The following is a 16,392-nucleotide window of genomic DNA, read 5'->3' on the forward strand; positions in this document are numbered from 1 at the left end:
TTCTATAGTACATTTTTTGGCCTTCTTTACGGGATAAACGGGCAAAGGTTCGATCATGGAGGTATAGGGGTGCCAAATATGATCTTTGTCGTATTCCAGTAACTTTTGCATAGATTTCTCGATTAATTCCCGGGTTCAAATATCATACTTTTTAAGGGTATTTCGTTTTTACAAACGACTAAAATATTTCATGAACTGCGCTTTTTTCGGCCTATATTGTTTTAGACACTTTTGAGTAATTCTTAATTTAGCTTGTATAGGAATATTATTATTGGACAAGATAGGCGTAATACGATTCTTAAGCATCTTTTTAGTCTCTTCGCATTGATTTCGGAGAAATATATCAATTAGTCTTAGCACCGTAGAAAAGGTGTTTGGCCTTGAACTTGGAAGGTGTTATACTCCGAATTGTTTTGAAAGTTCTGTTAAAGCCGCCAATATTATTGAATCCCGATAATGAGGCTGCTTCGGCAATGGGCATATCAGGTTTTTTTCTTAAAAGCTTACAGGCATGTTCAATACGTATCTCCGTCAAGAACTGTACATATGTTTTATTGGTCCTTTGCTTAAAATATCTACAAAACGAATTTACGGTCATATTGGCAACCCCCGAGATCTCTGAAAGACTGATTCGATTTTGGAAGTTGTCCATGGTATACTCAAAAACATCACTTATCCGCTTTCCTTCCAAATTGCTATAATTTTTTGGATATATAAAGAAGGAGAGTTGTTTGTTTTTGGACTCACTAATCAATTTAAGAATGGTGAAAAGTAAAATGAATTTTTGTAGGTTATTGGCCTTTTTAAACTCCATAAAAAATCCTTTCAACTCCATTTTATTGGACAAAATTAGCTGTCCATAGGCACTTCTTTCGAAAAATGATTGGAGTTGGTGAAGTTCGCTAAGGTCAAAAAAATCCTTTCCAAAAGAATCCCTACTGAAAAACAACGAAATCATATGTGATTTTTCCTTTTCCAAGATATCACTTTTGAACACATGGGGCAGATTGCTTCCAATAACTAAGATATCATTTGCTTCAAAATCGACTATCGAGTCCCCGACAACCAAGGTTCCTCCCCCGGAGACAATCAAACTAAGCTGGATTTCGTCATGTTGATGGAGTCTGCCATAAAAAAGATTCTCGTTATATTCTTGGCATACTATAGCTTTGTTTTCTGGTTTTGGTATTTTAAACGGAAGCACTTTCATACTACTAAGTTACCCGAATATTGCTTACTTTTTTAAGAAATTGGGTTTTTTAGGGTAATATTTCGTAAGAAGAGGATAAAAACATATAACTAGGCTATCACTTACACCATTAATTTTACTTTCTAAATTAATTCAAAAACATTATGAGCATAAAGTGGGAAGGGGTAATGCCTGCAGTAACAACCAAGTTTACAAATGATGACGAACTTGATTTAAAAACCTTTGAGCTAAATATAGAGGCACAGTTGGAGGCGGGGGTCCATGGTATCGTATTGGGCGGTACGCTGGGGGAGGCCAGTACTTTGTTGGATCATGAAAAAAATACATTGGTGGCACATACCGTCGATGTGGTCAATGGTCGGGTGCCCATCGTTATGAATATTGCGGAACAGTCTACAAAGGTTGCTATTGAGGCTGCACAAAAAGCAGAGGAGCTAGGAGCACAAGGATTAATGTTGTTACCTCCAATGCGGTACAAAGCAACAGATGCAGAAACAGTACAATACTTTATGGATGTAGCGAACAATACGTCGTTACCGATCATGATCTATAACAACCCGGTGGATTATAAGATTGAGGTTACTTTGGACATGTTTGAGCAGATACTAGATTGTGAAAATATTCAGGCGGTAAAAGAGTCCACAAGGGATACGACCAATGTCACTAGGATAAAGAATCGATTTGGTGATCGATTAAAGGTGTTGACCGGAGTTGATACTATTGCACTGGAAAGTTTGTTGTTAGGTGCCGAGGGTTGGATAGCTGGGCTGGTTTGTGCCTTTCCTGCTGAGACCGTTGCCATATATGAACTCCAAAAGGCAGGAAGAATTCAAGAAGCCTTGGAGATCAATCAATGGTTCCTACCGCTTCTTGAACTGGATATAAGCCCTCAATTGGTTCAAAATATTAAGTTGGCTGAAGTCGCTACAGAATTGGGTACGGAAAATGTGCGCAAGCCCAGAATACCGTTATCGGGAGCAGAAAGGGAGAGGGTGCGACAAATTGTTGATATGGGCGTAAGGACACGACCTGTCTTACCGGATTATAAGACCCTTGTAACGGCATAGATAAATTGATTTCTTTGAGTTAAGACATTTCCACAAATAATGATTACAGGTAAAAATTATATAGGAAACAGATTATCCGGGGAGGGGGATAAAACCCATCATACGGTCAATCCCAAACTTAACATAGAAAATCCAACAGAGTTTGTTGAAGCCACTCCGGAGGAATTGGAAGAGGCGGTAAGCCTGTCCGAAAAAGCTTTTCAGACCTACAAGAAGATTTCTGGAGGTAAAAGAGCGGTATTTTTGAATACTATTGCGGACGAGATAGATGCGCTCGGCAATGAGTTGATACAGATGTATTGTGCCGAATCGGGCTTGCCCGAAGGCAGGGCTGCTGGAGAGCGGGGGAGAACTGTTTTTCAACTTCGCGCATTTGCCAAAATGGTGAGGAAGGATGATTGGCGACAGAATGTAATAGATGTTGGCCAGCCGGATAGGAATCCCTCACCCAAACCGGACCTTAGGAAAACTTCGATTCCCTTGGGCCCGGTTGTGGTATTTGCGGCCAGTAATTTTCCATTAGCCTTTTCTACCGCTGGAGGAGATACGGCCAGTGCTTTGGCAGCCGGATGTCCGGTTATCATAAAATCGCATGCGATGCACTCCGGTACTGGGGAGTTGGTTGCCTCAGCGATAATTAAAGCTGTCAAGAAAACTGGGATGCCCAATGGTGTTTTTTCCAATATTACGGGTCGAGGTAGAACAGTGGGACAGGCGTTGGTAAAACATCCCAAGATAAAAGCTGTTGGGTTTACAGGAAGCATTGCGGGAGGTAGGGCTTTGTTCGACTTGGCTGCCCAGCGCAATGAACCGATACCCGTATTTACAGAGATGGGTAGCATCAATCCAGTGGTAATAACTTCCAATGCGTTGGATTCCAGGGCTGAAGAAATTGCCACTCAATATGCGGGTTCTATCACTCTAGGTACGGGTCAATTCTGCACCAAGCCGGGATTAATTTTAACCGTTGAAAGTGAATGGACACAAGTCTTTATAAAGGATTTGGCAAAAAAGACCATTAGTATAGAAGCACAATGCATGTTGCACCCTAACATCAAGGATGGGTACGTTGAGAATGGGAATTTAGTGTCACAGCAAAAAGGTGTTACCGTAATGGGTAAAATTGATACTCTCTTAGGAGAAAACTATGCCGCTAGTCAGGTAAATGCGGTATCAGGAAGTGATTTTATTTCCAATCCAAAAATGCATAGCGAGGTATTTGGACCATTTTCCTTGGTGGTAATCTGCAAAGATGAGAAAGAGCTCATTTCTGCTATTAATCACTTGGAAGGGCAGTTGACCGGAACCATTATGGCAGAAGAAAGTGATAAAGAAACTCTTGGAGAGGTAGTGGATGCACTGCAAAGCAGGGTAGGAAGAATTATTTTTAATGGCGTGCCCACAGGAGTGGAAGTAAGCGGGGCAATGACCCATGGAGGACCATATCCAGCGTCTTCGGACTCAAGGTTTACTTCTGTAGGGCTCGAGGCCATTAAGAGATGGGTAAGACCATTTACATATCAAGGATGGCCCAAGGAGATGCTGCCCGATTATTTACAGGATTGATAATAAATATCATAGAATAAAGAATAAATATAAAATAACCAACCCATTATAATTTGCAGCAATGCTGCTATAGCTTATTTTTTAGCATAAGGAAGACATTGGAAAAATAAGTGACTTTGCTTACGGATAAATCTCCGTATACCTTAACCACCTGTTGTTGGTTTTGTGGCATGCGGAGATTTTGTTTTAGGATAATACAGTTATTCGATACATTATTATGGAACTAAGACAAACTTTTAGACGCTTTTTGACCTTTTTGATGGTCATACCCATCTATTGGGCAATGGGTTGTAAACAAAAGCCAAAGGAGATGGTAAGTAAGCCTGGGAATTCAACTTCTGAAAACAGCCAAAGTCCTATGATTGCCTTTTGGTCCGAAAAAGATGGCAATCCGGAAATCTATTCCATGCGGATTGATGGTTCTGACCTTATCCGCCTAACGCACAATGAAAAAGCAGAGGATTCCTATCCGGTATTCTCGCCTGATGGGACCAAGATTGTATTCGAATCCAATAGAACTGGAAACTTCGAGATTTATATAATGGATGCAGATGGGAGCAATCAAATAAGGTTAACGGATACCCCTGAAGATGAAGTATCGTCCTCTTGGTCACCAGATGGTTCAAAAATTGTTTTTGTTTCTTTTAGGGATGGGGAAACCTCGGAGGTTTATGTGATGGATGCAGACGGTTCAAATCAAATAAGGCTGACATATAACGACTTTGATGATGAAGCTCCGCATTTTTCTCCAGATGGTAAACATATTGCCACAGAATCTGGTCAAGAGCGCGAGAGGAGGCAAATTTATGTGATGAACGCAGATGGAACCGACCATAACTCCATTACCCAAATGGAAGCGTATCAGGGCTATCCTACGTGGTCGGTAGATGGTTCCAAGATTTATTTTGATTCCACTTTCAACGATGGTGGGCTTTACAGTATTAATCCAGATGGTACGGGTCTTGCTCAAATGGCAGAAAATCTCACGGGAACTTTTATAAGCCAGGCACCTGACGGGTCACAATTACTTTTTGTGGGCGTTAAAAAGGGAGCGGAAGATTTTGGGTTGTATCTGATAGACAATGATGGGAAATTTCCAACAGCCTTAAAAAATATAGACTTTGAAGTTATTGCACCTACATGGAACCCAGGTAGTTTTAGCGGCATTTCCTTACCTAAAAAAATCCAAAAGATTGCTTTTCATTCCAATCGGGATGGAAATACTGAGATCTATTCCATTCATGTAGATGGCAGCCATGAGCGACGATTAACAGAAAATAACGCCTACGATGGCTTTCCATCTTGGTCCCCGGACGGAAAACAAGTTCTATTTCAATCTGATAGGGGTGGGGAGCTGTGCATCTACATGATGGATATGGATGGTGCCAATGTCAGGAAAATACCCAATACGCAAGGAGGTAATTATGCAAAATGGTCCAGGGACGGCTCTAAAATTGCCTTTTTTGCGGAAAGAAATGACAATACGGAAATTATAATGGTCAATCCAGATGGCTCCAATCCCGTAAACCTTACCAATAACGCTGCAAACGATGAAACTCCAAGTTGGACGAGTGATGGACAAAAAATTGTATTTCAGACGAATAGAGGTAATGTTCGGAAGGTGGGCGAAAATGGAGACGTTCAAAGAGCCAATTATGATATTTATATCATGGATGCCGATGGTTCTAACCAAACCCGGATAACCGGTTTTGAAACCAATGACGAGAATCCATCTATTTCACCAGACGGTACACAGGTGGTATATCAATCTTATATTGATAATGGATTGGCCATTGTGGTAGTGGACACTGATGGTTCCAATAAACGCATTTTGACGGACGCCGTTCCCCCCAGCGGTTCGCCAGCGTGGTCAGGAGACGGAAATAAAATCGCTTTTGATTCCATGCGAGATGGAAACTTTGAAATTTTCACGATGAACGTTGATGGGACTGAACAGAAACAGCTCACATTTACCGAGGGGGAGGTTGAGAATTCAGGGGCTTCATGCACACAGTATTGAGGAATTGTTTTATAAGAAAAAAGCAAACACTATGAATGGTAGCAAGAACAAATGGCTGGCGATGCTAATATTGGCACTAGGCTTCACAGTTATCGGACAGACCAAAAAACCACCATCAGGGATGGTGCTTATTCCAGCGGGCACTTTTATGATGGGAGCTTCAAATGGCCAAGAAATGGAAAAACCAATACATGAAGTAAGTCTAGATGCCTTCTATATGGACACCCATGAAGTTACCGTTGCCCAGTTCAGAAAGTTTGTGAAGGCTACAGATTATGTTACGGATGCCGAAAAAAAAGGCGGCTGCATCATTTATGATGGAACCGACTTTGTGAAAAAGGAAGGTGTGGATTGGAGATTCGATGCCAGAGGCAATCCCCATATAAAGAGTGGCGATGACCTCCCTGTCACCCATTTAAGCTGGAATGACGCCAATGCCTATGCCAAGTGGGTTGGGAAAAGGCTGCCTACCGAGGCGGAATGGGAGTATGCAGCCCGTGGTGGAGAAGAGGGGTACACATATGCCTGGGGTAACAAAGGATTGTCTTCCACAGTATGGGCCAATGTATCCGATGAAAATTATATAAAAGTAGTGGATTGGCCTTATTTTAAGGGATATGATGATGGGTACGTCTTTGCCGCTCCGGTGGGTTCTTTTCCTCCGAATACTTTTGGGTTGTACGATATGGCAGGAAATGCGTGGGAGTGGTGCGCAGACTATTTTGATGAAAACTATTATAGAAAAAGCCCCAAGAAAAACCCTATCAATAAAACACCCAATGAAAGAAGATCAATGAGGGGTAATTCTTGGGATGGAAGGCCTAATTTAATGCGTGCATCTAGGCGTACAAGTGACCTTCAATACAATAGTTATGTGGATACCGGATTTCGATGCGTTAAGGAAATAACCCATTGAACTAATTGGTGATGACCGATACAGGAATTATGAAAAGTGATATAAATACCGAGGAAAATAGTACGAAAAGAAGAAGTGGCACAATTGATTTTGAAGTCGGTTAAAAAAGTAAGTATTACATTTTCCATGGCTCTATAATGATTACGTTAAAGCACATACAGGATGCGTATAAAAATATCCAAAGCGATATCCGCCGGACGCCCTTGGTTTATTCCCAGGAGTTGAGCGAGATTTCCAAAGCCAATGTTTATTTAAAGCTTGAAAATTTTCAAAAAACAGGATCTTTCAAGATTCGTGGAGTCCTGAATAAGTTGTATGGTCTCAATGAGGAAGACTTCAAAAAGACCTTTGTTGCCGCTTCAACCGGAAACCATGCGGCTGCTTTTGCCTATGCTTCTAAACACTTCGGATTTGAAGGTGTTTTGGTCCTTCCTGAAAGAATTACAAAAGCCAAAGTAAAGGCCATTGAAAACTATGATGTCAAAAAAATATTTTATGGCAAAAACAGCTTGGAGGCCGAGGAAAAAGCGACTGAAATATCCCGTCAACAGAATGCTGTATTGGTCCATCCCTATAACGACGCAGAAATTATCGCCGGCCAAGGAACTTTGGGCATGGAGATAAAAGAGCAATTCCCTGACGTGGCGTATATTTTGGCCCCAGTTGGCGGTGGGGGACTTATATCAGGCCTGTGTTCCTATTTCAAGGAATCATCATCCGTAAAAGTAGTGGGATGCCAGCCCGTGAATGCCGCGGAAATGTATGAATCCATCCAAAATGGAAGTATTGTTTCCCCAAGTACAAAAGATACCATTTCAGATGCCACTGCCGGGGGAATAGAAAAGGATGCCATAACCTTTGACATCTGCAAAGAGTATAAGCTCTATTTTGAATTGTTGACCGAAGAGGCGATAAAGAAAGCCCTTGGTTTCATCATAAAACATCATGAAATGGTCATAGAACCTGGAGCATCATTACCAGTGGCAGCATTGATGAACAGTTCAAAATATCGAGGAAAAAATGTTGTATTGGTACTGACCGGTAAGAAAATAAACAAAGAACTATTAAATAACATTATGAAAGATGATGGCTTCGATAATTAATAAGAAAGAGATTTTGGATATAGTAGATTCTGTTGATGTGACCTCGGCCATGGAAAAAGGGTTTGTTGCCTATAGTGCCGGAAAAACCGTGGTACCACCGGTGGCAGAACTACTTTTCGAAGAACCTAAGGGCGAAACACATATTAAATATGGATATATTAAGGGTGAAGAGTTCTTTTGTGTAAAGATAGCTTCGGGTTTTTACGGGAATACGAATTTCGGCATCTCTAGTAGTCAGGGTTTGATGTTGCTCTTTAATCAAAAAACAGGGGAGACAAGGGCCGTACTCTTGGATGATGGCCATCTTACCAATATCAGGACGGCCGCGGCTGGTGCTTTGGCCGCGAAGTATTTCGCTCCAAGGAAAATCAAAAGTGTTGGGATAATTGGAACAGGAATCCAAGGAAGATTGCAATTGTTGCATCTTCAAAAAGAAAACCTCTCTAAATCAGTATGGGTTTGGGGTAGAAATAAGGATGGAGCAATGAAATATAAAGAAGAGCTAGAGGGAGACTTTGATATCCAAATTGCGGAAAGTCCATCCGAGTTGGCGGCGAATTGCAACCTTATCTACACAACGACTCCAGCAGAGAACCCTTTGTTGAAAGCCACCGATATTCTACCCGGAACACATATTACCGCTGTGGGTTCCGATACTCCGGACAAACAGGAATTGGAAGGAGAACTGGTTGGAAAAGCGGATATCGTAATAGCCGATAGTATTCCGCAAAGTCAAAGTAGGGGAGAGATTTATCGAGCGGTAAAAGCGGGTAAACTTAATCCTGAAAAAGTGGTGGAACTGGGCAATGCCATTCAAAATAAAGCACTTCAGAGAAGTAATGATAATCAAATAAGCGTAGTGGACCTTACCGGTGTAGCCGTGCAGGACATTATGATTGCCGAGGCTGTGTACAAGGCCTATCAAGATTTGAAAAATTAAAGAATCGAATATGAAAAGAGAAAGGACAAAAATCGTTGGGGCAATTATTGTCGTTTTGAGTTTAATCAATATTTCGGTCCATGCCCAGATGACCGATGGGTCTTCCAAAATTCTGTTTACAAGTACAAGGGATGGAAATGCCGAGGTTTATGTCATGGATTTTGATGGATCTAACCCGACCCGATTGACCAACAATCAGGCCTATGATGGGGATGCCACATGGTCCCCAGATGGTTCTCAAATCGCTTTTAGCTCGAATAGGGACGGCAACCTCGAGATTTACATTATGGATGCTGATGGGAGCAATGTCAAAAGGATTACCAATAACCCGGGTGAGGATAATTCACCCACATGGTCTCCGGATGGCTCCATGATAGCGTTCAATACGTCTCGTTTCGGTGGGGGAAGTAGTGAAATTTTAAGGAGAAATATAGAAGCTGGCGAAACTTGGGGTCTAAACCCTACCCGTTTAACTTTTGCAAAAGATACGCATTCCGCGAAGGCAAACAACTTCATCTCCTGGTCACCTGATGGGTTGCAAATTGCCTTTGAATCAGACCGTGATAGAGACGACCCCGAAATATACCTTGTCAATGCTGTGGATGGGACCAATATGCAACGGTTAACCTTTACCAGGGCACTGGACGAAGTGCCATCGTGGTCTCCGGATAGCGAACAAATCATTTATTCCACAGATAGCGATGGGGAACCTCAGAATGGCAACTATGAGATTTATAGTATGAACCGGGATGGTTCGAATAAAACCAGGTTAACTAACAATGAGGCGTATGATACTAACCCATCGATGTCCAAAGATAGAAAATACATTGTTTTTGAATCTCACAGAGATGGCCATCCTGAGCTTTACAGAATGGATTCAGATGGATCGAATGTGGTTAAATTGACCAATTACTTAGGAGATCAACCTAAAGGTGAACAAGAATTTCCTAGGGGAAACATGGATCCTGTGTTTTCCCCATTTTGACCGTGACAAATACTCTAAAGCCTGTGGAAACCACCTCCAATGCTAATTATCTTAAGGTAGCGCGGAATATTGCCAAAAAGTCCGGTGAATTACTAGTGGAAAGACTTCCCTCAGAGCTCAATCTTGCTGTTCGGCAACGTCGAATTTTGATGGAAAGCGCGGATCGAGAAGTACATGATTATATGTATAACGAGTTAAAACTCCATTATCCATCGCATTCTTTTATTTCGGTGTTTAGTAAGAACCAAAAATTTCACAAAGACAGGCCACAATGGGTCATTGACCCTATCGTGGGCTTGGCAAATTTTGGCCATGGCGATCCTGGGTTTGCGCTTTCCATAGCCTTTGTTGAAAATGGAATCACGGAATTAGCCGTTGTTTATTCCCCCATTTTTGAACAACTATTTACTGCCATCAAAGGAGGTGGCACGTATTTAAATGGTCAAAAGATTCAGGTTTCCAGAACGGGGGAACTGCAGGATTCCCTGCTATCCACAAGATTTCCTTATGATATCCGGACATCCAATGTGACCAACCTTGAAATTTTCGCCGAACTGATTTTAAAGGCAGAAAGTGTTCGGAACAATGCCACTGCGAGCTTGGACTTGGCCTATGTGGCCTCTGGGCAATACGATGGGTTTTGGGCAATTAATATGAATCCATGGGATCTGGTTGCAGCAGCATTACTGGTGGAAGAAGCAGGAGGGAAGGTCACTGGCTTATCTGGCGAGCCTTATCAGATGGAATTTGGGAATATCTTGGCTACAAATGGGGTCATTCATAATGAGGTGGTGAAAGCCATAACAGAAGCTAAATCCAAATACGAAATTGAAAATCAAACCTCAAAAAGAACTACAATATGAAACGAGCAAAAGAATACTTCACCCTAATTCTGTTTTTACTAACGGTCATGGCATTGTTTCAAAATCTACATGCCCAAAAAACGGTACTAACCAATTGCAATATCATTGATTGTACGGGAGCCAAACTCCAAAAAAACATGACAATGATTTTGGAGGGCAACAAAATCCAAGAAATAAAAAAAGGACTGTACGCCTCCGATTCTACATCTGAGGATATTACGGTAATAGATTTGGAAAATGGGTATGTAATGCCCGGGCTTTGGAACATGCATACACATTTATCGGATTTGTTGCCTGATCCAAAAAATATTTTGATTGATGAGAGCGCACCCTCTGCTACCATCAGGGCTGGATTGAATGCTATGGACGGTTTGCGTCATGGTTTTACGGGTTTGCGTTCTGTTCATGAGCGTGACTACATTGATGTGGAATGGAGGGATATTTTTGACCGAGGACTTTTTCCAGGACCACGCATTTTTGCAAGTGGTGCGGCCGTATCCCCTACAGGCGGGCATCGAGGACTTGTAGCAAAAGGTTCAGATGGCGTGGCCGAGATACGTAAAGCTGTACGCGAACGATTCCAAAATGGAGCAAATGTAATTAAGCTTTTTAGTGTGGAAATGCTTCAGGATGAAGTGGAGGCTGCTATAGAAACGGCACATAGTCTTGGCCTGACCTTAACCGCACATTCAAGGGAGCCAGATACCTATCGCTTGGTAGAGGCAGGTATAGATTGTATTGAACATGGCTATAATATTTCTGATGAAACCATTGCTCTAATGGCTAAAAAGGGTACTTTTTATACGCCTACGATTATTTGTAATCTCAGTGCTGGTTATATCAATGAACGTGAGAGTAGACTCAGGGCCATGGGACTTGGTGATGATGAAGAGATAGCTTCTATAAGGATGCTTATCAATATGGCCGATGAAAGGTCGCCAGAGTTTGCCCTTTATCAAAGGCAAGCCCTTAAAAAAGCAGTGGATGCAGGGGTAAAAGTGCTTATTGGGTCTGATTCCATGCCTGTTGGCGAGTTAGGTTTTATGGAGATGGAGCAATTTGTACTTTCGGGAGTCAGTGAAATGACCACCTTAATGGCAGCCACCCGAAATTGTGCGGAACTTTTAGGGGTATTGGATGAATTGGGAACTGTGGAAGAAGGCAAGTTGGCCGACCTTTTGATCTTGGACAAAAACCCCTTAGAGAACATTTCAAATATTCGAACTACCAAAATGGTTTTTAAAAATGGGGTTTCCGTAAATCTTGATTATCCGAATGGGACGGCTACTTTCTGGGACTATTTTGGCAAGCCAGAGTAAAAGGCTCCCAAAGAAGAAATAACAAGTATTCCTAGAACGAAAGATAAGAACGTAAAAAAGGGAAATATGATTTTTTTTTTAGAAAAAAAGTAGCCATTGGTTTTGGAGCCATTACCCTTCTATTTTCTTGTAAAGAAGAGAGGTCACATCAAAAAAACAAAAATGGGCAAGTGCCCAAGATGGAAGAGCAGCAATCAAAAATAGTGTTCCAATCCGACCGTGATGGCAATTCCGAGATTTATATAATGAATACCGATGGAACGGAGCAAACCAGATTAACCAATAATCCGGCCTATGATGAAGCTGCGGCTTGGTCGCCAAAGGGGGATAAAATAGTGTTTCAATCGGATCGTGATGGCAACCCGGAAATCTACATTATGAACATAGATGGTAGCGACGTAAAGCGCATAACTAATAATCCGGGCCGCGATCTTGCTCCTCGCTGGACTCCCGATGGTAGAATTGTGTTTGCCTCTGAGCGAAATGATTTAGGGGGAATTTATGTTATGGACGGCAATGGAACTAACATTGAACTATTTTCTTCCAAAAAAGAGTCCTTTGGGGGGTCCCCCAGTTCTTCACCTAACGGTAAAAGTGTTGTTGTAGAACGTGAAACCGGACCAAAATGGACCGAAGCTACCGAATATCTACGCCGTGGTCAGCTATTTATCATCCATGCCAATGGTGATGCCTCAGTTCAATTAACCAATATTGATGCCTACAATGGGTATCCATCTTGGTCTCCTGACGGAAAAAAGGTCATTTTTGATTCAAACACAAAACCGGGCCAGCCACCAGCTAATATTACAGTAATTAGTATTGATGGTTCAGGGTTAAAAAATTTAAGCAATAGTGAAGGGTATAACGAATTCGGTGCTTGGTCGCCTGATGGCAAAAAAATTACCTTTGTCTCTGATCGTGATGGGAATAATGAAATTTACATCATGAATGCCGATGGCACCCAACAGATAAGGTTGACCAATAATAGTTTTGATGATACCATTCCATCTTGGTCGCCTGAATAAAACAAGAGTTATGCGATATAATCGGAAAAACATAAAGTTCTTTTTAATCATGGTCTTAATGGCTTCTTGTAATTTGGGAAATGGTCCAAAAGATACCTTGGGAGAAGTTAAAGCATTGAATATCCATGATGAAATTACTATCGGCGAAATACAAAAAGCCTTTGAAGATGGAGAATATACCATAGTTGAATTGACCCAATTTTACTTGGATAGAATCCAGTCCATAGATAGGTCAGGACCAACTTTGAACTCTGTGCTTACGGTTAATCCTGATGCCCTTTCCATTGCAAGGGAATTGGACGAAGAACGAAAAAGAGGTAGGACTCGTGGTCCTTTGCACGGTATTCCTGTTTTATTGAAGGATAATATCGATACTGCGGATAAAATGCCGACAACTGCTGGTTCCCGGGTAATGAAGGACTCTTATCCTTTAATTGACAGCCCAGTGGCAGCCCAACTTAGAGAAGCCGGTGCAATACTTTTAGGAAAAACAAATTTAAGTGAATGGGCAAACTTCCATTCTAGCTACTCCTCAAGTGGTTGGAGCGGTTTGGGTGGGCAAACAAAAAACCCGTACGATTTGAGTAGGAATCCATGTGGTTCAAGCTCTGGGTCCGGTGCGGCCGTTGCTGCCAATCTGGGTGTGTTGGCCATAGGTACGGAGACCAATGGCTCTATTGTGTGCCCGTCCAACAATAATGGTATAGTAGGAATCAAACCGACTGTGGGCCTTATCAGTCGAACCGGAATTATACCCATTTCGTTCAATCAGGATTCACCAGGTCCTATGGCACGTACGGTGATGGATGCCACTATTTGCTTGGGGACCTTAACGGATGTGGACAATAACGATTCAAAAACAACTCAAATGGGACGCGAAGCCTACGCTGATTATACGCAATTCTTAAAAAAGGGATCCTTAAAAGGGAAAAGATTAGGCTATTGGGCAACCCCGCTTCGAGATAATGTTCGAATGACCAAGGTTATGGAGGAGGCTATCACCTATTTTAGGGAAAATGGTGCTGAAATTATAGTTCTCGACAATTTCATTTATAAAAGTGCCAGTGACCATTCCTTTGAGGTGTTGCTCTATGAATTCAAGGATGGACTCAACAAATACCTTGGTAATTTGGGAGAAAAGGCGCCTGCCAAAAACTTGGAGGAGGTGATTGTCAAAACCTTTTCGGATAGTTTGGAGATGAAGTATTTTGATCATGAACTTTTAAAAATGGCCAGTGTTAAAGGGAATCTGAAGGATAAAGAATATAGGACCGCCCTAGGAGCTATGTTCAGAATAACTAGGGAAGAAGGGATAGACCGTATTATGAATGAAAATGACTTGGATGCAATCTTTTCTGCTACTGGAGGTCCTGCTTGGAAAACAGACTTGACCAATGGCGACAATTTTAGTTTGGCAAGTAGCGACCCTTCGGCGATGGCGGGATATCCGGTTATCAATGTTCCCATGGGTCACTTGGATGGCCTTCCCGTGGGCATTTCGTTTTTTGGCAGGGCCTGGTCGGAACCTATCTTGCTTGCGATTGCATATGATTATGAACAGGGAACTTTGCATAGAAGAACCCCCAGATACCTCACGAGCCAGGAATAACTACTACTTGTAAAATTTTAGGATTTATTCCTTTCCTTTTGGATTAGGTAATTCTCCCAAGACTGTAAGCGAGTTATTTCAACAGCGTCTGAGAGCGCATAGCTCTCCGATAAAAAAGAGGTCACGGACTCGCCATTCTCCAAAAGAACCTTACCAAAACTTAATGGAGCTCCTACTTGATGTATAAACCCACCCAATTTTGTGCTTGGAACCTTCCAAATTTCTACTTCAATTTTACCTCCGTTATCCGGATCTCTTATCAGACCTGGTCTAGGTGGTTCCATGTGTTCCAAGGCAAAGAAACGATACTCGGAAAGCGTAAAGGAGGTAGTCTTAAAGACCGCACCTATTTCTGTCAATTGATAGTTAAGTGCCCCGCCTTTTTTATGTGCCCCACAAACTGCCAAATCTATGTAGTCCACGGAATTGTCAGAAAGATTTAAGAGCTTGTCTTGGCAAAGGGTGTTTGCCAGGTTTAACAGATGTTCATCTTGGAATGCCACACTAAACAGTGTTATGCCGAAGGGTAGGTTGCCTTCCTCAATACTTACCGGAAGTGCTATGGCCGAACAATCCAAAAGGTTCATAAAGTTTGTGTAGTACCCCAGGTTGGAGTTTAGTGCGACAGGGTTTTCTTGAACTTCAGTCTTGGTATAAATCGTTCCAGTTGTGGGCATGATAAAACTCTTATAAAGTGCTGCGTATTTCTCAAATTCTTTTTTGAATCGGGCAAGGTTGTATTCCGCTTCAAAATAATCGATTGCCGATGGATTCTTTCCATTAAGGATAATACTGCCCACGGTTTTATCCACATGTTCCAAATTTTTTTCGATAAAAGCGCCAACAGCATGGTACCTTTCCGCTACCCAAGGGCCATCATATAATAGCTTTGCCGCATTTAACATGGGCGAGAAATCAATGGTCTTTACTTCATAGCCTTTTTGCTTAAGCCCTTCAATAAAATTGCTATACGCTCTTTCATAGCTATGGTTCCCGAAAAATGACAGATTATCCTCTCTTGGGACAGCTATCGTTTTAAGGGGAACAATCTCTGATCCATTGTAGTACTTTCGACTATAGGGATCATTGATGTCATAAACGGCCATAAGGCGAAGTACTTTCGCCGCATCCTCCAATACATTGGCGAATATGGTAATGCAATCCTGGGATTTACAAGCGGGAACCACCCCAACGTTTGATACGGTACCTTTTGTGGGTTTTAGGCCTATTAGATTCTGGAAGGCCGCCGGGACACGTCCCGAACCAGCGGTGTCCGTCCCCAATGAAAAAGGAGCGTAACCGGAGGCTACGGCACTTGCGGAACCTGAGCTCGATCCCCCTGGAATATAATCTTTATTAAAGCTATTTGTGGCTGTGCCGTATGGGGAGCGTATACCTACTAACCCTGTGGCAAATTGGTCCATATTACCCTTGCCAATACAAATAGCACCGGCTTGTTCCAATTGCTTCACCGCAAATGCAGACTCTTTTGGGGTATAGGAGTAAGCCAAGCAGCCTGCGGTTGTATTGAACCCGTCTACATCTATATTGTCCTTTACCACGAAGGGAACTCCTAGAAGTGGGTGTCCCTCTAAGGATAATCCTTTGATGTTGTCTAATTTTTTTTGGAGGTTTTCTAGGGAAAGCGCACTTATAAAAACGTGTTCCTCTTCAAAACGAGATAAGATATCCTCTTGGTTGGTTAATAGGGTGTTTTTAAAAACCTCGAAATCATTCAACAAGAGACCCTGTATTTCCTTGATAGTCAT

At 42.0% G+C, this 16,392-nt stretch carries 13 protein-coding genes; 11 read left to right on the forward strand and 2 right to left on the reverse strand.

Annotated elements, in window-relative coordinates:
* Positions 1 to 343 precede the first annotated feature (343 nt).
* Complete coding sequence (locus Q0993_RS17155) at positions 344 to 1,210, reverse strand: AraC family transcriptional regulator (protein ID WP_299535385.1); 867 nt, start codon at positions 1,208 to 1,210, stop codon at positions 344 to 346.
* A gap of 143 nt (positions 1,211 to 1,353) precedes the next feature.
* Between Q0993_RS17155 and Q0993_RS17160 the strand changes: the two genes are divergently transcribed.
* From Q0993_RS17160 to Q0993_RS17210, 11 genes are all read left to right on the forward strand, one after another.
* The gene (locus Q0993_RS17160; protein WP_299535388.1) at positions 1,354 to 2,277 is read left to right on the forward strand and encodes a dihydrodipicolinate synthase family protein; all 924 of its coding nucleotides are present in this window, start codon (positions 1,354 to 1,356) and stop codon (positions 2,275 to 2,277) included.
* A gap of 39 nt (positions 2,278 to 2,316) precedes the next feature.
* Positions 2,317 to 3,843: an aldehyde dehydrogenase (NADP(+)) gene (locus Q0993_RS17165; protein WP_299535390.1), complete on the forward strand. Its 1,527-nt coding sequence runs from the start codon at positions 2,317 to 2,319 to the stop codon at positions 3,841 to 3,843.
* 217 nt (positions 3,844 to 4,060) lie between these two features.
* The gene (locus Q0993_RS17170; protein WP_299535392.1) at positions 4,061 to 5,863 is read left to right on the forward strand and encodes a DUF5050 domain-containing protein; all 1,803 of its coding nucleotides are present in this window, start codon (positions 4,061 to 4,063) and stop codon (positions 5,861 to 5,863) included.
* A gap of 31 nt (positions 5,864 to 5,894) precedes the next feature.
* The gene (locus Q0993_RS17175) at positions 5,895 to 6,779 is read left to right on the forward strand and encodes a formylglycine-generating enzyme family protein (RefSeq protein WP_299535394.1); all 885 of its coding nucleotides are present in this window, start codon (positions 5,895 to 5,897) and stop codon (positions 6,777 to 6,779) included.
* A gap of 137 nt (positions 6,780 to 6,916) precedes the next feature.
* Complete coding sequence (locus tag Q0993_RS17180; RefSeq protein WP_299535396.1) at positions 6,917 to 7,882, forward strand: threonine/serine dehydratase; 966 nt, start codon at positions 6,917 to 6,919, stop codon at positions 7,880 to 7,882.
* Complete coding sequence (locus Q0993_RS17185; RefSeq protein ID WP_299535399.1) at positions 7,863 to 8,822, forward strand: hypothetical protein; 960 nt, start codon at positions 7,863 to 7,865, stop codon at positions 8,820 to 8,822. The genes Q0993_RS17180 and Q0993_RS17185 overlap by 20 nt, the downstream gene beginning before the upstream one ends.
* A 10-nt stretch (positions 8,823 to 8,832) precedes the next feature.
* Positions 8,833 to 9,807, forward strand: a complete 975-nt coding sequence (locus Q0993_RS17190) for a TolB family protein (RefSeq protein WP_299535401.1) — start codon at positions 8,833 to 8,835, stop codon at positions 9,805 to 9,807.
* 2 nt (positions 9,808 to 9,809) lie between these two features.
* Positions 9,810 to 10,670 (forward strand): inositol monophosphatase family protein, encoded by an 861-nt coding sequence (locus Q0993_RS17195; RefSeq protein ID WP_299535403.1) that lies wholly within the window; start codon positions 9,810 to 9,812, stop codon positions 10,668 to 10,670.
* On the forward strand, positions 10,667 to 11,989 hold the full coding sequence (locus tag Q0993_RS17200; protein WP_299535405.1) for an amidohydrolase family protein: 1,323 nt from the start codon (positions 10,667 to 10,669) through the stop codon (positions 11,987 to 11,989). The genes Q0993_RS17195 and Q0993_RS17200 overlap by 4 nt, the downstream gene beginning before the upstream one ends.
* Before the next feature lie 179 nt (positions 11,990 to 12,168).
* Entirely contained in the window at positions 12,169 to 13,014 is an 846-nt protein-coding gene (locus Q0993_RS17205; protein WP_367279638.1) for a hypothetical protein, read from the forward strand.
* Between the two features lie 10 nt (positions 13,015 to 13,024).
* Complete coding sequence (locus Q0993_RS17210; protein ID WP_299535409.1) at positions 13,025 to 14,623, forward strand: amidase; 1,599 nt, start codon at positions 13,025 to 13,027, stop codon at positions 14,621 to 14,623.
* 17 nt (positions 14,624 to 14,640) lie between these two features.
* Here Q0993_RS17210 and atzF read toward each other — a convergent pair whose 3' ends face one another.
* Positions 14,641 to 16,392 (reverse strand): allophanate hydrolase, encoded by a 1,752-nt coding sequence (gene atzF / locus Q0993_RS17215; RefSeq protein WP_299535412.1) that lies wholly within the window; start codon positions 16,390 to 16,392, stop codon positions 14,641 to 14,643.

This window comes from Ulvibacterium sp. (assembly GCF_028285715.1).
Classification (GTDB): domain Bacteria; phylum Bacteroidota; class Bacteroidia; order Flavobacteriales; family Flavobacteriaceae; genus Ulvibacterium.